Genomic DNA, 18,768 nt, shown 5'->3' with positions numbered 1-18,768 from the left:
GCGTGGGCTGCTTTGCCGTGCGTTAGTACTAGCTGCAAATATAAGCATCGTAACGCATTGATGCAGGTGCGTGTTTGATTTTTGCGAAACGGTACGAACCCTGCCCATTGCGCGCTGTGGATGTATAATCACCGCAGCAATGCGATGCCCGACGTTCGGGAATTCTGCGAATCGCATGCCATGTTTTGTCTGCGCGCCATTTCTGCTGGCGTCGCGAAAGCCGTGAGACGAGAGCGGCTGTTTTTCCATACCCCCATTTTGCGTTAGGCGCCGCCAACGCAAGTGCGTTGCGCGCCGGAAGGAGAAGCACATGGTAGACCGTCATCCTATGTGGAAAGACCTTGGAATGGATTTGGAAACGCACGATCAGCTGTGCGCAGTGCTGCCCACTGCGTTTAGCGACGTGTACCTTTCCCAGGAAAACCGCCCCGAGGGCATGGCGTTCTGGGACATGGTGGTTGCCGACGTTCACGGCATTCGCCCGGCGGAGCTCATCGAGGAGCAGAAGAAGGGCCGCAAGGTTTTCGGCACGTTCTGCACGTACGTTCCCGATGAAGTGGTCGTGGCATGCGATGGCATCGTGACGGGCCTGTGCGGTGGCAGCCAGTTCTGGGTGCCGGAAGGCGAAAAGCACCTGCCTGCCGACGTGTGCCCGCTCATCAAGGCCAGTCTGGGCGCTCGCCTGGGCAAGACCTGCCCGTTCTTCCGCATCGTGGACCAGATCGTGGGCGAGACCACGTGCGATGGCAAGAAGAAGATGTACGAGATCATGGCCAAGGACGTTCCCATGCACATCATGGAACTTCCCCATATGAAGCGTGATGTCGACGTGGCTCGCTTCGCCCAGGAAATCGCCCTGTTCGCGAAGAACGTCGAAGAGGTTACGGGCAACGAGCTTACGGCCGAGAAGCTGGCTGCGGCCATCGACATCATCAACAACCGCCGCAAGGCGCTGGCCCGCGTGTACGAAACGCGCAAGGATCCCGACACCATTCCCATTTCTGGTACCGACGCTCTGCTCATGATGCAGATCGCCTTCTTCGATGACCCCGTTCGCTGCGCCGAGATGGCCAACAAGCTGGCCGACGAGCTGGAGCAGCGCCTGGTCGACAAGGTAAGCGTGTTCCCCGCAGGCACCAAGCGCATCCTGCTCACGGGCACGCCGCTGGCCATTCCCAACTGGAAGCTGCACCACATCATCGAAACTTCGGGTGCCGCTATCGTGTGCGAGGAAAACTGCACGGGAACCAAGTTCTTCACGAACTTGGTCGACGATTCCGCAACCACCCTGGAAGACCAGTTCCAGGCCCTGGCAGAGCGCTACATGAAGATCAACTGCGCCTGCTTTACGCCGAACGAAGCGCGCATTCAGGAAGTCATTCAGCTGGCCAAGGATTACCACGTCGACGGCGTGATCAACCAGAACCTGAAGTTCTGCACCACGTTCAAGGTGGAAGCACCTGCCCTGGAAGACGCTCTGGAAGAGGCGGGTATCCCCGTGCTCAACATCGAAACCGATTACACCGACAACGACGCCGAGCAGCTGCGTACGCGTATTGGCGCGTTCGTGGAGATGCTGGGGGAATAGCCGGTGAGCAGCCTGGTCGAGCGCATCGAAGCCGTGCGTCGCGAAAGCGGCGGCGTGGTGGATGTCTACGTGATGTTCGATAGCCATACCGACGCCATGGCCATGCACGAAGCTGCGCGCGGCCAGGGTCTGCATACGCGCATATCTACGGCGCCGCGCGCAATCAAGGCGTCGTGTGGAGTAACCGTGCTCGTATCTGCCAGCGAAGCCGTTGCGCTAGAATCGTTGGCAGGCGAGCTCGGTTTGCCCTACGAAAGTTTCAATCCGCTTCCGCGTCAATTCGACGCGCGACGCGATACGTATTGCTAGTAGTTCGTGCGGTGCGCGAACGGAAAGAAGGTTTGCATGGAACTGAAAGTTGATGCTCGCGGCGATGCGTGCCCCATTCCCGTGGTGAAGACCAAGCAGGCGCTTGGCACCATCGATGAGGGCGTGGTGGAAGTGCTCGTCGACAACGAGACGGCCGTGCATAACCTGGAGAACCTGGCGAAGAGCCAGAACTGCGAATTCGCTTCCGAGCAGCAGGCAGACGACCTGTTCGTGGTGAAGGTAACCAAGACGGCGGGCTCTGCGGCTGCGCAGGTTGCGCCTGCTGGCCAGGCGGGCAAGCGCGTGGTCGTGCTTTCCGGCGAGCATATGGGCCAGGGCGACGACGTCCTGGGCGGTAACCTCATGAAGGCGTTCGTGTTCGCGCTTACCCAGCAGGATGCCCTGCCCGACACGGTGCTGCTGTACAACGGCGGCGCGCATCTTTCCTGCGAGGGCTCCCCGGTTCTCGATGACCTGAAGGCCCTTGCCCAGGCGGGTACTGAAATCCTTACGTGCGGCACGTGCCTGAAGCATTATGGCATCGAGGACAAGCTGGCTGTGGGCGAGGTTACGAACATGTACGTCATCGTGCAGAAGCAGCTCGAGGCGGGCGTCGTCGTTCGTCCGTAACGTGGTGCAACTGTGATCTATTTCGATAACGCGGCTACCACCATGCAGAAACCGCCCGAGGTTGCTCGGGCGGTTGCCCAGGCTATCAACCAGTTTGGTGGCGTGGGGCGTGGCGCTCATGATGCCGCGCTTTCCGCCGACATGGCGGTCTATATTGCCCGCAAGCGCATTGCCCAGCTGCTGGGCGCCCCCAGTGCCAAGCACGTGGCGTTTATGCTCAACGTCACCGAGGCGCTCAATGCGGTCATCTCGGGTCTGCTGCGCGCGGGCGATCATGCGGTAACCACGGCGCCTTCGCATAACTCTGTGCTGCGCCCGCTCTACCGCAAGCAAGACGAGGAGGGCGTGGGCCTGTCCATTTTGCCCGTTGCGCCTGATGGTTCCATCTCGTACGACGAGTTCGATGCGCTGTTCACTCCGCAGACTAAGCTTGCGGTGGTAACGCATGCCAGCAATCTTACGGGCGATGTGTACGACATTGCCCGCATGGCGCGCATTGCGCATGAGCACGGCGCGCTCATCTGCGTCGATGCTGCCCAGACGGCGGGCGCATATCCTTTGAGCATGGCAGAATGCGGCATCGACATCCTAGCCTTCACGGGGCATAAGGGCCTTATGGGGCCGCAGGGTACGGGTGGCCTGTGCCTGGCGGAGGGCATCGACCTTCCGCATTACAACGTGGGTGGCAGCGGTACGCATAGCTATGATCGCCAGCATCCGCTGTTTCTGCCCGAGCGCTTAGAGGCGGGAACGCTCAACGCGCATGGTATCGCGGGGCTTTCCGAGGGCGTTGCCTTTATCCAGAATGTGGGCGTCGGTGCGGTATGCGCACATGAAAAGTCGCTTGCCCAACGGTTCGCGCAGGCTGCGCGTTCCATTCCCGGGGTGCGTCTGTACGGTGGCGGCGCCGCCGATTCCGTGGGCATCGTTGCCCTGAACGTTGCCGATGTCGACTCGTCGGTCGTATCCGACGTGCTTTCCCGCGATTTCGGCATTTGCACGCGTCCGGGTGCCCATTGCGCTCCCCTCATGCACGAGGCCCTGGGTACCAGCGAGCAGGGCGCGGTGCGGTTCAGTTTCGGATATTTCAATACGGAAGCGGAAGTCGACGAGGGCATTCAGGCATTGCGCCAGATTGCCGCCTCGATCGCCTAGCATTCCGCTGCAAGAGTAGGTGAATTGCATGCCTGTTGCGCAGAAGCGCCAGAAGACTCCCAAGGTCGTTATCACGTTCGCATCCACGGGCGATGCCATGGCAGCCGAGGATGCTGCGCGCACGTATGGCCTGCCTGGTCGCATGATTCCGGTTCCCAGCGAGATTTCCGCAGGTTGCGGGCTTTCGTGGGCTGCCGCCGTGGCCGATGAGGAAGCGTTGCTCGCGGGCATTGCCGAATATGGCGTGGCCCACGAGGGCGTGTTCCACGTAGATTTGTATTAGGAGATCCATGTACGCAATTGGCATTGACATTGGCAGTACTGCGGCCAAGGCGGCCGTGCTGCAAGATGGCGCGTTGGCCTATACCGTGGTGGAGCCCACGGGCTTTTCCAGCGTGGAAGCATCGGAGCGGCTTTCGGCGCGTCTAGCCGAAGCGGGGTTTCCCACAGACGGCGCGGCTTCGGTGGTATCCACCGGGTATGGCCGCGTTGCCGTGCCGTACGCAAGCAAGAACGTAACCGAAATCACCTGCCATGGTAGGGGAGCGTCGTTCCTCTTTGGCGGAAACGGCCTGGTAATCGATGTGGGTGGCCAGGACACGAAGGTTATTTCGCTGGTGGATGGCAAGGTTCGCAAGTTCCTCATGAACGACAAGTGCGCCGCCGGCACGGGCAAGTTCCTGGAAATCATGGCCGATCGCATGGGCGTCAGCCAGGAGGAGATGGCCAACCTTGCCCGCGCGGGTCAGCCCACGCCCATTTCCAGCATGTGCACCGTCTTCGCGGAAAGTGAGGTCATCAGCCTCATTGGCAAGGGCGAACCGCGCGAGAACATCGCCAATGGCGTCATCGAATCGGTTTGCTCGCGCGTTGCCACGCTGGCGGGCGGCATGGCGGGGCAAGATTGCTATCTTACGGGCGGCTTGTGCGAAAACGCTTACGTGGTCGAACGCTTGTCGTCGCATCTTTCGCGTTCGGTTTCCACGTGTCCCGAAGCGCGATTCGCGGGTGCCATTGGGGCGGCACTGTCGTAAGCGCTGCTGGGCGCCGTGCGTGGTCATTTGCTCTCGTCTCGAGTACAATCATGCGCGTGTTATTTAACGGGAAGGATCGTTCATGGTGGAAAAGGATAAGAAGAGCGCGCTCGCGCTCGTTCCGTTCCTGACGTTTATCGTCATTTATCTGGGGGCGGGGATTATCCTGCAGGCGCAGGGCGTCGAGATGGCGTTTTACCAGTTTCCTGCGGTTACCGCCGTGTTCGTGGCGGCCATCGTCGCCTTTATCCTGTTCCATCGCCATGGCATTCACGAGAACTTTGCCACGTTTGCACGTGGCGCGGGTAGCGAAGACATCATGACCATGCTCATGATCTTCCTGCTTGCGGGCGCGTTTTCCGAAGTAGCGGGGGCCATGGGAGGCATCGAATCCACGGTCAACCTGTGCGTTTCGTTCTTGCCTCCGGCGTGGCTCGTCGTGGGCATGTTCGTGATTTCGGCATTCCTCTCCACGGCAACGGGCACCTCTATGGGCACGCTCGGCGCACTCGTGCCCATTGCCCTGGGCATTGCGAATGCCGCTGGTCTCGACCTTCCCATCGTGGTTGCCTCGTGCATTGGCGGTGCTATGTTCGGCGACAACCTGTCCATGATTTCCGACACCACCATCGCCTCCACGCGCACGCAGGGCGTAGAGCTGAAGGACAAGTTCCGCGCGAACTTCTTCTGTGCGCTGCCCGCAGCGGTGCTCACCATCGTTCTCATGCTCGTTTTTGCGCCTATCGCCGCTACGGGTGCGGCAGAAGTTGGCAGCTACGATTTGCTGAAGGTGCTGCCCTATGTGCTGGTTCTGGTGCTCGCCCTGGTGGGGCTGAACGTGTTTCTGGTGCTCGTTTCGGGCATCGCCGTGGCTGGCGTCATTGGCATTGCGTATGGCGACCTTACCGTTTTGTCCTTCTCCACCGAGATCTGGCTGGGCTTCCAGAACATGATCGAGGTGTTTATCCTCTCCATCTTCATTGGTGGCATTGCCGAGCTCACCAAGGAACATGGAGGCCTGAACTGGCTTATCGACAAGATTGGTGGGGCCTTGCGCGGCAAGCGCTCGGCGCAGGTGGGGCTGTGCGCCCTGGCCGGTCTTACCGATGCCGCAACCGCCAACAACACCATCGCCATTCTGGTGGATGGCGATGTGGCGCGCGATATCAGCCAGAAGTATCGTATCGACCCGCGCCGTACCGCATCCATTCTGGACACCTTTACGTGCATCGTGCAGGGGCTCATTCCCTATGGTGCGCAGTTCCTGCTCGTGGTAAGCCTTACGGGTGGTGCGGTGAACATCCTCGATGTGATCCCCTACAACTTCTACCTGTTCCTGCTCGCCATCTTCACGTTGCTTTCCATCTTCATTCCCGCGTACGAGAAGCTTACGCTGAAGGGCGAATGGGATTGGGAGGCAGGCAAGCCCGCAGGGGAATAGCCTGTGGCTTCCTAACGAAGGAAGATCATTCCAGCCGGGCCGGCCATGACCTCGCCAATGCGCGCGGCATGACGGCCCGTTTCATTGAAGAAGGCTTCGTCGAATGTATCGGCTTCTTCGGGGGCTACGGATACGAGCAGGCCACCCGAGGTCTGCGGGTCGCATAGGACGCCCATGCGGTTGTCGAATTCGATTTCGTCGAGCGTGCCGCGCTTTACGAATGGTTCCGCCCAGCGCACGATGTTGAACGTCTTGCCGGGGCGGCAGTAATCGCTCGAGTGCTTGTACACGTTGTTGAACAGGGGAATGCTCTCCCAATTCAGGCATGCGGAAACGCCGCTGGGCTCCAGCATCTCGTGCAGATGGCCCGCCAGGCCGAAACCGGTGATGTCGGTGGCGGCATGTGGATGTATGGCGCGCATGGCTGCGGCGCCCGCCTTGTTCAGTTCCATCATCGACTCGATGACGGGCCGCATGGTTTCGTCGGTTTCGCGACCCACGCGAAACGCCGCGTTCATAATGCCCGTGCCGATGGTCTTCGTGTAGAACAGCACGTCGCCTTCCTGGGCTCCCGCATTGCGAATGATGCGATCGGGGTGCACCGTGCCAAAGACCGATAGGCCGTACTTGGGCTCGTCGTCGTCGATGGAGTGCCCGCCCACGGTGAACGCGCCGGCTTCGCGAACCTTGTCGCTGCCTCCGCGCATGACTTCGGCCACCACATCGGTTCCCAGGGAAACGGGGAAGGCCAGGATGTTTAGCGCGGTAAGCGGCGTGGCGCCCATAGCAAACACGTCGGAAAGCGCGTTGGCTGCGGCGATGGCCCCGAATTCGTACGGGTCGTCGACTACGGGCGTAAAGAAGTCGAGCGTGAGCACGGCGGCCGTGTCATCGTTGATTTTGTACACGGCTGCATCGTCGCTCGTGTCGAAGCCCAGTAGCAGGTCGGGCGAGACGGCGGGTGCAATCTTTTCCATTATCGTTTGGAGGTCTCCCGGACTCCATTTCGCGGCTCAACCGCCCTTTTGCGTGAGCTTGGTAAGCCTGATGCGCTCGCCTTCTTTGAATGCGGGTTGGGGGATGCTGCAGCTTGCGAACTGTTCCATGGGACACCTCCTTTCGTCGGGCATGAGTATAGCCTACGGCTCGCGCAAAGGATATGTGGGAATCGCTCCTAAACTGTGATATCACGGTTTCATCTTCGCTAATTGAGGTACAATCATCCCGCCGTAACGGAGATGGATGGGTCCTGGTGGGCCCCGCGGCCTTCAAAGCCGTTGTGAGGCACGCAGAATGTCTCGGGTGTGTTCGATTCGCACACGTCTCCGCCATTTTCTTTTCTTTCCCCTCAACTTTGCGTAGTACTACCATTGGTGTACCTTGGTGTCGTAGATGTTACGGAGCTGCCCTTACGTCCTGGTGAAGGGGCGGTGGTGGTATGGTCTCAATAGGAAATCAGTAGTTGTGGTCAACCGTGGATAGGATGGCTTATCGTGAGTAACGAACAGTACAACCAGAATCCTGGTGCGCCGGTTCCTCCTGCAAGCGCGAATTCCCAGCCTCAGTCTGGGTATGCGCAGCCCGTGCAGCCGCAGCCGAGCCAGCAGGCTCCGCAGCAGCCGGCTCCGGCAGCGTATCAGAGCGGCTTCCAGGCGGGGCAATCGTCGTACCAGCAGCCCAGCGCTCAGCCCGCTTCCGCCCAGCCCTATGGCGCGCAGCAGGCTCAGCAAACGGCGCGCCAGCCCTTCGCGGCAGCGCAGCCGCAGCAGGGCTACCAGCGGCCCGCGGCGCAACAGTCGTCCGTTCAGTCGCACGTGGGCAATCAGAAAACAGGCGGAGGGCGTACCTTTGGAGTTGCGTTTGCGGGGGCTGCATGCGCATGTGCCGTGGCCGCCCTCTGCTTGTTCGGGTACAACGCCGTAACGGGTGGTTCCGTGGGCAGCACCACGGTAACGCTGGGCTCCACGTCCAGCTCCACCATTTCGGCTTCCGACGACGATGCCACCTTGGCCGAAGCAGTTGCCGAAAAGGTGCTGCCTTCGATCGTGGCCATCGACGTCTATACCGACACGTCGGGCATGGGCAGCCTGCTAGGCTCGTCCTCTTCCAGTTCTTCGCTCACCCAGTCTTCGCTGGGTAGCGGCGTAATCATCTCCACCGATGGCTACATCCTTACCAACTATCACGTCATCGAGTCGTCCGACGCCCTGAAGGTCACGGCCAACGGCCAGGAATACGATGCCACGGTCGTGGGCTACGATTCCACCACCGACCTGGCCGTTATCAAGATCGACGCAACCGACCTCACCGCCATCGAGATTGGCGATTCCTCTTCGCTGAAGGAAGGCCAGTGGGTTATGACGGCTGGCAGCCCGTTCGGTCTGGAGCAGTCGGTGGCAACGGGCATCGTTTCGGCCACCAATCGCACCATCACCGTGAGCAATTCCGATAGCTCGTATTCGGGCACGTCTTCGTCTACCGTTTACACGAACATGATCCAGACCGACGCGGCCATTAACCCCGGCAATTCCGGTGGTGCCTTGGTCGACGAGAATGGTGCTCTCATCGGCATCAATTCCGTGATCGAGTCGTATTCGGGCAACTACTCGGGCGTGGGTTTCGCCATTCCCGTGAACGACGCCATGAACATTGCCTCCCAGATCATCGAGGGCAAGACGCCCACGCATGCCTATCTGGGCGTAGCCCCCGTTTCCGTCACCAGTACGCTGAACCAGCGCTACAAGCTGGGTACCGATTCCGGCGCGTACGTTAACTCGGTGGTGTCGGGCGGTGCCGCGTCTAATGCGGGCATCCAGGAGGGCGACATCATCACCAAGGTGGGTGACACAGCGGTAACCGATTCCTCTACCCTCATTGCCGCCGTGCGTTCGCATAATCCCGGCGATACCGTAACCGTTACGTTCCTGCGCGACGGTAACGAGCAGACGGTAGAGGTCACGCTTGGCTCCGACGAGGCCACCAGCCTCTCTAGCAGCAGTTCTTCCAAGAACGGCTATGGCTGGGGGCAGAGCAGCAGCGATACTTCCTCTTCGGGGGAGGGCAGCGTGGCGGCATAGCGTCATAAGCTCTTTGCGTGAAAACGGGGAAAAGGCCGCGGAACATGCGGCCTTTTCTTTTGGTTCACGGTAAGATAGGGCAAATCGAATGAGAAGGGTGAGTGAGCCAATGTCCGATTACAAGTACAATCGCGTCCTGCTGAAGCTTTCCGGCGAGGCCCTGATGGGCGATACGGGTTACGGTATTGACCCGAAGGTCGTCGAAGAGCTAGCCGAGCAGATCAAGCAGATTGTCGACGACGGCATCGAAGTGGCCGTTACCGTCGGCGGTGGAAACATCTTCCGCGGTCTGGCTGGTTCCGCCGAGGGCATGGACCGCTCTCAGGCCGACTACATCGGCATGCTTGCCACCTGCATGAACGCGCTTGCCCTACAAGACGGCTTCGAGCGCGCGGGCATTCAGTGCCGCGTCATGAGCGCCATCGAGATGCGCCAGGTTGCCGAACCGTACATCCGTCGTCGCGCCATTCGCCACCTGGAAAAAGGCCGCGTCGTCATCTTCGCCGCTGGCACGGGCAACCCGTACTTCACCACCGACACCACGGCCGCCCTGCGCGCGCTGGAAATTGGTGCCGAATGCCTTATGAAGGCCACGAAGGTCGACGGCATCTACGACGCCGACCCGAAGACGAATCCCGATGCGAAGCGCTTCGACCACATTTCCTACCTCGACGTCATTTCCAAGGAACTGCACGTTATGGACACCACGGCCACCTCGCTGTGCATGGATAACGCCATGCCCATGCTGGTGTTCGACCTTACGGTTCCCGGCAACATCGCTCGCGTTCTGAAAGGCGAAAACGTCGGCACGACGGTAAGCTAACGTGTAAAATACTAGCTAGTGATTATCGGTACAGGCGGGCAAGGCGGGGGCCTTGTCACCGCTGTTCTTGAAGGGATACTCATGGTAGAAGACATCATGCAAAGCGCCGAGGAGCGCATGAACAAGGCAATCGACTCCCTGGAAAATGCGTTCGGCAACGTCCGCACGGGCCGTGCCAACGCTATGGTGCTCGATCGCGTTCGCGTGAACTATTACGGCGTTCCCACGCCCGTCAACCAGATGGCTGCCATCAAGACGCCCGACGCCCACATGCTCGTCATCGAACCGTGGGACAAGGGCACCCTGGGTGGCATCGAGAAGGCCATTGCCGAAAGTAACATCGGCATTACCCCCAACAACGACGGTTCTTGCATTCGCCTGGCGTTCCCCCAGCTCACGGAAGAGCGTCGTCTGGAGCTCGTGAAGGACTGCAAGACGTACGCCGAAGAAGCGCGCGTTGCCATCCGCAACGCCCGTCGCGATGCCAACGCCGCCGTGGAAGCCGAAGTGAAGAACGAGGGTCTTCCCGAGGACGAGCAGCGTCGTGCCGAAGCTGCCATCCAGAAGCTCACCGACTCCTACGTGGCGAAGGTCGAAGAGCACTTCAAGAAGAAGGAAGCCGAGGTCATGGCTATCTAGCCGTGCATGGTGCATTCCTTGAATAAAGAATTCAGCGAAATATTCCCCGATATCCCGGCCGATATCGACGCTTCCGGCTTCGATGAGGCGCGCGTGCCCCAGCATGTTGCCGTCATCATGGACGGCAACGGCCGTTGGGCGAAGAAGCGCATGCTCAACAGGCTCAATGGCCATAAGGCTGGTATCGAGGCCGTGCGCGAGACCATTCGCTGCGCGTCCGATATCGGGGTTCGCTACCTTACCATCTACTCGTTTTCCACGGAAAACTGGAAGCGCCCCCAAGACGAAGTCGTGGGGCTCATGAACCTGTTCGCGAAGACGATGCTTGCCGAGGTCGATGGGCTCGACGAGGAAAACGTGCGCGTCATGACCATTGGCGATACCACGGCCCTGCCCGAGGACACGCAGCGCGCCTTTGCCGCGGCATGGGGGCAAACGAAGGATAACACGGGCATGACGCTCGTGGTGGCCGTGAACTATGGCTCGCGCGCCGAAATCACCAGCGCGGTTCAGTCGGTCGTGAACGAGGCCCTGGCCCAGCAGGAAGCCGGCCTGGAAGTTGCCGCCGTCACCCCCGAGGCCATTGCATCCCATCTGCATACCGCTTCCATCCCCGATCCCGATTTGGTCATTCGAACCAGCGGCGAAATGCGCCTCTCGAATTTTCTGCTTTGGCAGATTGCCTATTCTGAGTTCTATTGCACGCCTGTGCTGTGGCCCGATTTCAATCGCTACGACTTCCTTCGCGCGATTTTGAACTTCCAGGGTCGTGCCCGCAGGTACGGGGGAGTGTAGCGTGTCGAGTAACTCGTTCGAGGCCGAAGAGCAGACGCGTGGGCAGCGTGCGCGGCGTGCAGTGAGCAATGCTCCGCACAAGGCCAAGCAGGTTGCCTACGAGAAGACGCCCGATCGCTTCAAGAACGCTACCAGCCTGCAGGTGCGCTTCCGCACGGGCTTGGTGTACGTGCTCGTTTCCATTCTCGCCGTGCTGGCAACCGACATCACCACGGTGGTGTACCTGTCGCTTGTGTCGGGCATTTGCGCAGGCGAGTTCTATTACATGATGCGCGCCGATGCGAAGCTTCCCAACGAGACCATTGGCGTGGTGGGTGCCGTGGCGTACCCCGTTGCCATGTGGCTCTGGGGTCTCACGGGCATTGCCCTGGTTGCCGTGTTGCACATGATGGCCCTGTTCATCTGGTACGTGTACTGGATGCGCGCCCGTGTGGGCGACGTTGCCATCAGCTTCTTCGGTGCTGGCTATACGGGCATGCTGCTTTCCAGCCTCATTCTTCTGCGTCATTCCGTCCCCGAACCCTGGGGTGGCGTCATTCTGCTCGTGGTGTTCTGCAGCATCTGGTTCAACGATGCTGCCGCGTATCTGTTTGGCAGCAAGTTTGGCAAGCACAAGCTCGCGCCACGCACTAGCCCCAAGAAGAGCTGGGAAGGCCTTATCGCCGGCCTAGTGGTATCGGGCGGCGTGTGGTGCGTTATGTCATTCATTCCGGGCGTCACCATGCCCATTCCCATGGCCATTTTGTTTGGCGTGCTGTGCGGTGGTGCCGGCGTGGTGGGCGACCTTGCCGAAAGCCGTATCAAGCGCAATGTGGGCGTGAAAGATTCCGGCACTATCATGCCTGGTCACGGTGGTCTGCTCGACCGATGCGATTCGTTGTTCTTCGCTTCGGTGGCAGCGTATATCTTGCTTCTTATTGGAGGTTGCATTCCCTATGTCGCAGTGTAAGCGTATTGCCGTTCTTGGTTCTACCGGCTCCATTGGCGTTCAAACGCTCGATGTGGCAAGGCAGCACGCTAGCGAACTGCAGGTCGTCGCTCTTGCGTGCGGCAGGCGCGTCGATACCATGATCGAACAGGCGCGCGCATGCGGTGCCACGTATGTGGCATGTGGTCTGGAAGAAGCTCCCGAAGTTACCGCCGACCTTACTGGTCTCGACTATGCGGTGGGCATGGACGCGGTTGTCTCCCTGGTTCGCTTGCCCGAAGTCGATATTGTGGTGAACGCCCTGGTGGGTGCAGCTGGCTTGCGTGCGAGCTATGAAACGCTGCGTGCGGGCAAGGTGCTTGCGTTGGCGAACAAGGAATCCCTGGTGGTTGGCGGCGACCTGATCATGCCGCTTGCCGCGCAGGTCGACGCCCAGCGTCGCGCGAGCGGCGTTGCCCCTGCTGTGGGCCCTGCGGGCGCCCTTATGCCCATCGATAGCGAGCACGGGGCCATCTACCAGTGTCTGTTGGGCGAAGAGCGCAAGGAAGTCAGCTGCCTGTGGGTGACGGCGTCTGGTGGCCCGTTCCGCGGCCGTACGCGCAGCGAGCTTTCCGACATTACGCCTGCGCAGGCCCTCGCGCATCCTACGTGGAACATGGGCCCGAAGATCACCATCGACAGCAGCACGCTCATGAACAAGGGCCTCGAGGTTATCGAGGCGCATCATCTGTTCAACATGCCCTACGACCGCATCAAGGTGGTCGTGCAGCCGCAGAGCGCCATTCATTCCATGGTGGAGTTCACCGATGGCAGCGTGAAGGCGCATCTGGGCACCACCGATATGCGCATTCCCATTCAGTTTGCGCTTAGCTACCCCAAGCGCTGGGAGGCTCCCGTAGAGCCGCTCGATTTTACGAAGCTGGGAAGCTTGGAGTTCTATCCGGCCGATACCAAGACGTTCCGCTGCCTTGAACTTGCCCGCATGGCAGGTACGGCGGGTGGCACGCTTCCGTGTGCCATGAACGCAGCCAACGAAGTTGCCGTTGCGTCGTTCTTGGCAGGGGAGTGCAGCTACCTGGGCATTGCCGAAACGGTCGAGCGCGTTATGGATGCGCATGTGAATGCTGCCGTGGAAAGCCTGGAACAGCTCGCGGCCGTAGACGCCGCGTCGCGCGAAGCAGCTCGCGGGTTTATTGCCGTGCAGTAGTTCTTGCCAGCTGCCGTTGGCCTTGCTGTTTGGGCCGCTAGATTCTCGTCGCGGATGTATCGGTGCGGAAAATGCCACTTACGTTTTTCTGGAAAAACGTGCCATTTGGCATGATTTGCAGGCTGAATATCGCCTGAGTCTTTTGTGAACTGGGAAAACGTTCATGCGCTTGCATTGGCCTCGTCGTTTTTCCGGAAAAACGAGACGGCAGATTCTCGTTGCCGTGGCGTCCCTTGCATCGATTTCATTCCTTGATATTTGTTCATCTTTGCGTTTTCGCATTCTCTTGCGCGCGGGAACGGGTATCGTGACTGAATGAGATTGGATTAGTTTCGGGGGAGTTTCATGTCTCGTTCGTGGTCTCGGGGTAAGGGGTTTGGTGTTCAGGGCCGCCTGATTCTTCATCTTGCCATCGTTGTAGTCGTCCTTTCCTCTGCTGGCATGGCGATTGCGTTCCAGCAGAGCCGAAGCCAGGCCTACGATTCCGCCACGGAAAAGGCAACTGCTCTTGCCGACCAGATGGAGGCCGTTTGGGATTACGTGGAGACGCATCAAGACGCCATCTCTGCCGATGCATCTCAAGGGTCTTCCTCCAGTGGCTATATATGCATCATCTCGGTTAAATCGGTTGCTGCGAATTTCAGTGATGTCTCTACGAGCTCGATTCGTTATACGTCGCTGCGTCCCCGCAATGTTCTTGACGAGCCAGATTCGTTTGAGCGCGAGGCAATGGAGCAATTTAAAGCCAATCCTCTTCTTACGTCATATGGCGCCATTGATTCTTCCACGGGCGATGAGCTGTATCGCTATATGAGACCCGTGCGCATCGACCAGTCGTGCCTGTCATGCCATGGAGGGCCGGAAGGCGAGCGCGATGCGCTTGGCTACGCGAAGGAAGGGTATGCAATTGGTGACCTGGCAGGCGCCTTGAGCATTAGCGAATCCATGGACGTCTACTACGGGGAGTCGGAGGGGCAGTTTGCCAGCTGGCTCGTCATCTCGTTTGCTTGCCTGATCGTGGCAGTTGTGGCCATGTTTGCAATAGTGAAAAAAGTCGTGCTGAAGCCCGTATCTGCCATGTCGAAGGCGACGAAGCGATTTTCCGAAGGCGAGACGTCATATCGCGTCGAAGTGCCGCGGCGCAACGATGAGGTGGCTTCCCTTGCTCGCGATTTCAATGGGATGGCGGATGAAATCGAAGATCTCTATTCCGGTTTGGAAAAGCGCGTTGAGGAGCGCACGGTTGAATTGGAGCGCATAAACGCAACCCTTTCCGACGCTCTTGCTGCCGAACGGGAAGATAAAACGCGAGCCTTGGAACGGCTTAAGGCGGAGCGAGAGGAAATGTCTCGTCGGGTGTTCGAGCCGTTCAGCGTTGGCGATTTCGTTTTCGATCGCGCCAAGTACGCGGTGAGCAAGCGTGGGCAGGCAGTGCCCCTAACGCCCAAGGAGTTCAGTATCGTATTTGCGCTTGCCTCACGCGCAGGCGAGGTCGTTTCTCAGCAGGAATTGGTGCGAGAAGCGTGGGGCGAGGAGTATAGCGTCGAAATGGTGGGCCTTGCAGTGTACGTGCGGCGCATACGCAAGAAAATCGAAGATGACCCCGCTCATCCAACGGTGATACTCACTATCTGGGGCGAGGGCTACACGTTCGCCGTACATGATTAACAAGTGTCAAGCTTTCTCAATCTCCTGTTTATGGCTTCGTTTCGAGGTGGGGGATAGGGTTGTTTCGGTTGGCTCCGGGGTGGACGATGTGCGGGGTTCGCTATCCATCGGAGTCGAGGGTGCCTTAGGAGAAGGGAGATAAAATGCACATGAGCAGAAAGAGCATCTCTGTCGGCGTCTTGGCCCTTATCGCCGTTTTAGCGTTGGCTCTGTTTGTGGCTGGGTGCGGCAATGGGCCGCGTTCGCGTTCAACGAGTGCCGGAACGGATTCTGCAAGCGAAATGAAAACAATGGCGGAGTACGCTGAGGAATTTCCTCTCGAATACCAGTCGAGCCAGCAGACGCGTGTCAATGCAAAGGGCTTCACCATTGGTCATACTGTTTCGAACTTGCGGGATATTTGCGAGCGGCCCGTTATGCGCGATGCGAACGGGGACATCGAATGGAATGCCGATGGAACCATGAGTGTGTTTACGAGTGAATACGATGAGGAGACGGGCCAGTATATCGTGCCCGAACTATCCGACGACCAGCTTGAGAAGTTGAACCTGAAGTCCGGATGCATTTCCTGCAAGAGTTCCAAGTTTAATGAAATCTATGCTCAGCAGGGTGCCGCTGCATACGGAAATGTGTACAACGGGGAAGCGCGTAGCATAGTCAATGACGAGTACTGGGATTGCGCTATGTGTCACAATGGCACGCCTTCTGCCGCCACGGTATCGCCTCAGCTTGTGTATTTTCAGGCGCTGGGCGAGGGGCTTGCCGACAAGCTCGACCCTAAGATGGCGGTATGCGCGCAATGCCATAACAGCTACGATTACCGAAGCAGCATCAAGACCGAAGAAGATTTGGAAACGTTCAAGCCGTATCGCTACGGCAATGATGTGGACGCCGTTTTCAAGAGCGCCTATGAGGATGGCGTTAACTTTGCCGAGAACGATCTTGGCCTTCCGGAGAGCTATGTGGTGCATGCCAATATCGAAGGGTACATGGGCACGACGCATTACCAGATGGGCGTAACGTGCGTAGACTGCCATATGCCCAAGACGACGGATGAGGAAACAGGCAAGTCGTATCGTAGCCATTTCAGCGCAAACAGTCCGCTTGAGAGCGAGGACTCTCTTAATTACTGCCTAACGTGCCACAAGAGCCAGGGCATCGAGAGCACGGAGGCTATGGTCGATTTTGTGCGCGCCAAGGAAAGCGCCTTCGCGTCTGATTTGGATACGCTTAAGGCGGATATCGATAGCTATGGAACCGACCTTTCGAATGCCATCGCCTCGGGGTCTATGAGCGAGGATGCCATTGCCCAGGCGAAGGAGGATTACGCACGAGCAACGTGGTATTACCAGGTAATGATCACGGGGCCGTATGAAAGTGCTGGCAGCCAGATTGCCATGGTCGATTCCAGTGGGCTGCTTGCAAAGGCTCATGCTTCTATCGATGAAGGTAGGGGTTTAATCTAGAACGTTGGCGGCTTTCCCGCAAAGCCGTAGAGGCGTCTGCCTTTGTTGCATACCCCAAACGAAAGGACCCCCGATGCTATCGCGTCGGGGGTCCTTCTGCGTTAGTGATTATCGTTACGCTACGGCAGGATGAAGCTCAGAATGCCGGACTGCAGGAACACCAGGCAGCAGAGCACTACCAGGAAGCCCACGCTCCAGGGCAGAACGCTCTTCATGATGTCGGCTTCGTGCTCGTTGGTGGCAACGGCGGCGATGGCCAGCGACTGCGGGCTGATCATCTTGCCCACGACGCCGCCCATGGTGTTGGCAGCTAGGAACAGGTCGGGCGTAACGTTCGCCAGAGCCGGGTTCGCCTGGGCTGCAGAGTACTGCAGGCTCGAGAACAGGGCGTTTGCGCTCGTATCGCTGCCCGTAACGGCGGTGCCAACCCAGCCGAGCAGGGGAGAGATGAACGCGAACGCGGGGCCTGCGCCTGCCAGGAACTCGCCGATGCTGATGGTCTGGCCGCTGAAGTTCATCACGTAAGCCAGGGACAGAACCAGCACGATGGTAAGGGCGGAGAAGCGCATGCGATAGCACGTCTTGCCCAGTTCCTGCACGGCTGCGCCCATCGACATCTGGTAGCGGCCCTTTTCGTTGAAGATCGTGTAGATGAGAGCCGAAATCATGCCAGCAACGAGCAGCATGGTGCCGGGCGTGGAGAGCAGGTTGAGAGTGAACGTGGTGCCCGGGTCCTTGCCGGCAGCGGAAAGGATGGTGCCACCCGAAATGACGGGCCAGGCGATCTTGATGTCGGTGGAGGAGAGCAGCGAGGGAATGCCCAGCTTGCAGATGCCGAACACCAGCACGACTACGATGTAGGGAACGAGCGCCATAAAGATGCGCGTGCCGTTCAGCTCGTTGGCGGTGTCTGCCGTTACGGGCGGCAGGCCGAAGTCCTTGCGCACCTCTTCGACGCCACGGGGCTTCCAGAAGCGCATGAACGCCACGAGCGCGGCCATGGACACGAGTGCGGCCACGACGTCGGTGAGCTCGTAGGCGAAGTGGTTGGAGCACCACCACTGCGTGATGGCGAAGGAGCCACCCACGACCATGGCGGGAACCCAGCATTCGCGAGCGCCGCGCTTGCCGTCGAGGATGATGACGAGCAGCAGCGGTACGAACAGTGCGAACAGGGGAGCCTGGTAGCCTACGATGGCGGCAACGTGTTGGGCGGTAGCGCTTGCAACGGAAGCATCGCCGCCGGCGACCATGTTGCCAGCCGTGGTGATGGGCGTTGCCACGGCGCCGTACGCAACGGGAGCCGTGTTGGCTAGCATGACGGCCAGGGCGGCACGCTTGGGCTTTACGCCCAGGGCCAGAATCATGGTTGCCGTAATGGCGATGGGGGCGCCGAAGCCAGCCAGGGCTTCCAGCAGGCCGCCAAAGCTGAAGGCAATGAGCATGGCCTGGATGCGGATGTCGCCGCCGCCAACCTTGTCGAAGAACCTGCGCAGGTCCTCGCTGCGGCCCGAGCGGACCGTAACCTCGTAGAACCAAACGGCAAGAAGAATGATGTATACGATGGGGAATGCGCCGAACGCAGCACCTTGCGTTGCGGAGATGAGAGCGTATCCAACGGGCATCTGGAATGCCACGACGGCTACGATGAGCGCGGCGACCAATGCCACGGCGGCCGAGATGTGCGCCTTTGCCTTCACGCCAATGAGCATGACGAAGAACGTGAGCAGGGGCACGCAGGCTACGAGGGCGGAAAGCCCCAGATTGCCTGCAACCGGATCGGTTAACGCTTGAAACATAAACTAACTTTCTCGAAAACTGCACTGCCACGCGCAGCAGAGGGGGCGTTGCGCGTGGGGTAATACTATCGTTAGCCCTTTTTTGCAACCCACTCTTTGCGGCCAGCGGTGGAAATCGTCCGATGTGCGTTACCACACATTTCCAGTTCTGTGTAAAGAATCTGGAGAGTGGAGGAATTATGTCGCTATTCGGAGAGTAAGGAAGTCGC

The 18,768-nt window shown here is 59.3% G+C and carries 17 protein-coding genes and 1 tRNA gene; 16 read left to right on the top strand and 2 right to left on the bottom strand.

The window, feature by feature from the left end:
* The first annotated feature begins 310 nt into the window (after positions 1-310).
* From E7002_RS02495 to E7002_RS02465, 7 genes are all read left to right on the top strand, one after another.
* On the top strand, positions 311-1,588 hold the full coding sequence (locus tag E7002_RS02495; protein WP_303727338.1) for a double-cubane-cluster-containing anaerobic reductase: 1,278 nt from the start codon (positions 311-313) through the stop codon (positions 1,586-1,588).
* A 3-nt stretch (positions 1,589-1,591) separates the two neighbouring features.
* Complete coding sequence (locus E7002_RS02490) at positions 1,592-1,897, top strand: DUF3343 domain-containing protein (RefSeq protein WP_303727337.1); 306 nt, start codon at positions 1,592-1,594, stop codon at positions 1,895-1,897.
* A gap of 36 nt (positions 1,898-1,933) precedes the next feature.
* Positions 1,934-2,527: a sulfurtransferase-like selenium metabolism protein YedF gene (gene yedF / locus E7002_RS02485; RefSeq protein WP_303727336.1), complete on the top strand. Its 594-nt coding sequence runs from the start codon at positions 1,934-1,936 to the stop codon at positions 2,525-2,527.
* A gap of 12 nt (positions 2,528-2,539) precedes the next feature.
* Positions 2,540-3,682 (top strand): aminotransferase class V-fold PLP-dependent enzyme, encoded by a 1,143-nt coding sequence (locus E7002_RS02480; RefSeq protein ID WP_303727335.1) that lies wholly within the window; start codon positions 2,540-2,542, stop codon positions 3,680-3,682.
* Positions 3,683-3,710: 28 nt separating this feature from the next.
* Complete coding sequence (locus E7002_RS02475; protein ID WP_303727334.1) at positions 3,711-3,965, top strand: DUF3343 domain-containing protein; 255 nt, start codon at positions 3,711-3,713, stop codon at positions 3,963-3,965.
* Between the two features lie 7 nt (positions 3,966-3,972).
* Entirely contained in the window at positions 3,973-4,716 is a 744-nt protein-coding gene (locus E7002_RS02470) for an acyl-CoA dehydratase activase (protein WP_303727333.1), read from the top strand.
* A gap of 82 nt (positions 4,717-4,798) precedes the next feature.
* Entirely contained in the window at positions 4,799-6,157 is a 1,359-nt protein-coding gene (locus E7002_RS02465; RefSeq protein ID WP_303727332.1) for a Na+/H+ antiporter NhaC family protein, read from the top strand.
* Between the two features lie 11 nt (positions 6,158-6,168).
* On the opposite strand, the gene selD is transcribed toward E7002_RS02465, so the two are convergent.
* Positions 6,169-7,263, bottom strand: a complete 1,095-nt coding sequence (gene selD, locus E7002_RS02460) for a selenide, water dikinase SelD (RefSeq protein ID WP_303727331.1) — start codon at positions 7,261-7,263, stop codon at positions 6,169-6,171.
* A gap of 128 nt (positions 7,264-7,391) precedes the next feature.
* Between selD and E7002_RS02455 the strand changes: the two genes are divergently transcribed.
* The 9 genes from E7002_RS02455 (at position 7,392) to E7002_RS02415 (ending at position 16,760) form a co-directional block, all read left to right on the top strand.
* Positions 7,392-7,488, top strand: a tRNA-Sec gene (locus E7002_RS02455).
* Between the two features lie 162 nt (positions 7,489-7,650).
* The gene (locus E7002_RS02450) at positions 7,651-9,234 is read left to right on the top strand and encodes a S1C family serine protease (protein WP_303727330.1); all 1,584 of its coding nucleotides are present in this window, start codon (positions 7,651-7,653) and stop codon (positions 9,232-9,234) included.
* Between the two features lie 109 nt (positions 9,235-9,343).
* On the top strand, positions 9,344-10,057 hold the full coding sequence (pyrH, locus tag E7002_RS02445; protein ID WP_066660998.1) for a UMP kinase: 714 nt from the start codon (positions 9,344-9,346) through the stop codon (positions 10,055-10,057).
* Between the two features lie 81 nt (positions 10,058-10,138).
* Complete coding sequence (frr, locus tag E7002_RS02440) at positions 10,139-10,696, top strand: ribosome recycling factor (protein ID WP_066661001.1); 558 nt, start codon at positions 10,139-10,141, stop codon at positions 10,694-10,696.
* Positions 10,697-10,714: 18 nt separating this feature from the next.
* Positions 10,715-11,491 carry an isoprenyl transferase gene (locus E7002_RS02435; protein WP_303727329.1) on the top strand — a complete coding sequence of 259 codons (777 nt, stop codon included), beginning with the start codon at positions 10,715-10,717 and terminating at the stop codon, positions 11,489-11,491.
* 1 nt (position 11,492) lies between these two features.
* Positions 11,493-12,440, top strand: coding sequence for a phosphatidate cytidylyltransferase (locus E7002_RS02430; protein ID WP_303727328.1), 948 nt, complete (start codon positions 11,493-11,495; stop codon positions 12,438-12,440).
* On the top strand, positions 12,427-13,626 hold the full coding sequence (dxr, locus tag E7002_RS02425; RefSeq protein WP_303727327.1) for a 1-deoxy-D-xylulose-5-phosphate reductoisomerase: 1,200 nt from the start codon (positions 12,427-12,429) through the stop codon (positions 13,624-13,626). Before E7002_RS02430 ends, dxr begins: the two co-directional genes overlap by 14 nt.
* Before the next feature lie 345 nt (positions 13,627-13,971).
* Positions 13,972-15,294 (top strand): DUF3365 domain-containing protein, encoded by a 1,323-nt coding sequence (locus E7002_RS02420; RefSeq protein ID WP_303727326.1) that lies wholly within the window; start codon positions 13,972-13,974, stop codon positions 15,292-15,294.
* A 290-nt stretch (positions 15,295-15,584) separates the two neighbouring features.
* A complete protein-coding gene (locus tag E7002_RS02415) occupies positions 15,585-16,760 on the top strand; it encodes an ammonia-forming cytochrome c nitrite reductase subunit c552 (protein WP_303727325.1) in 1,176 nt (391 codons plus the stop codon).
* 119 nt (positions 16,761-16,879) lie between these two features.
* Here E7002_RS02415 and E7002_RS02410 read toward each other — a convergent pair whose 3' ends face one another.
* A complete protein-coding gene (locus tag E7002_RS02410; protein WP_303727324.1) occupies positions 16,880-18,559 on the bottom strand; it encodes an L-lactate permease in 1,680 nt (559 codons plus the stop codon).
* Positions 18,560-18,768: the final 209 nt, after the last annotated feature.

Origin of the sequence: Denitrobacterium detoxificans (assembly GCF_015062615.1) — a bacterium.
Taxonomy (GTDB): domain Bacteria; phylum Actinomycetota; class Coriobacteriia; order Coriobacteriales; family Eggerthellaceae; genus Denitrobacterium; species Denitrobacterium detoxificans_A.
The sequence above is the reverse complement of the archived record's forward strand: the minus strand, read 5'-3'. Positions and strand labels throughout refer to the sequence as shown.

Excerpts from the sequence above, each read along its gene's own strand:
- E7002_RS02495 (WP_303727338.1), top strand. The coding sequence starts at position 311 with ATGGTAGACCGTCATCCTATGTGGAAAGACCTTGGAATGGATTTGGAA.
- yedF (WP_303727336.1), top strand. The coding sequence starts at position 1,934 with ATGGAACTGAAAGTTGATGCTCGCGGCGATGCGTGCCCCATTCCCGTG.
- E7002_RS02475 (WP_303727334.1), top strand. The coding sequence starts at position 3,711 with ATGCCTGTTGCGCAGAAGCGCCAGAAGACTCCCAAGGTCGTTATCACG.
- E7002_RS02470 (WP_303727333.1), top strand. The coding sequence starts at position 3,973 with ATGTACGCAATTGGCATTGACATTGGCAGTACTGCGGCCAAGGCGGCC.
- E7002_RS02465 (WP_303727332.1), top strand. The coding sequence starts at position 4,799 with ATGGTGGAAAAGGATAAGAAGAGCGCGCTCGCGCTCGTTCCGTTCCTG.
- pyrH (WP_066660998.1), top strand. The coding sequence starts at position 9,344 with ATGTCCGATTACAAGTACAATCGCGTCCTGCTGAAGCTTTCCGGCGAG.
- frr (WP_066661001.1), top strand. The coding sequence starts at position 10,139 with ATGGTAGAAGACATCATGCAAAGCGCCGAGGAGCGCATGAACAAGGCA.
- dxr (WP_303727327.1), top strand. The coding sequence starts at position 12,427 with ATGTCGCAGTGTAAGCGTATTGCCGTTCTTGGTTCTACCGGCTCCATT.
- E7002_RS02420 (WP_303727326.1), top strand. The coding sequence starts at position 13,972 with ATGTCTCGTTCGTGGTCTCGGGGTAAGGGGTTTGGTGTTCAGGGCCGC.
- E7002_RS02415 (WP_303727325.1), top strand. The coding sequence starts at position 15,585 with ATGGCGGAGTACGCTGAGGAATTTCCTCTCGAATACCAGTCGAGCCAG.
- E7002_RS02410 (WP_303727324.1), bottom strand. The coding sequence starts at position 18,559 with ATGTTTCAAGCGTTAACCGATCCGGTTGCAGGCAATCTGGGGCTTTCC.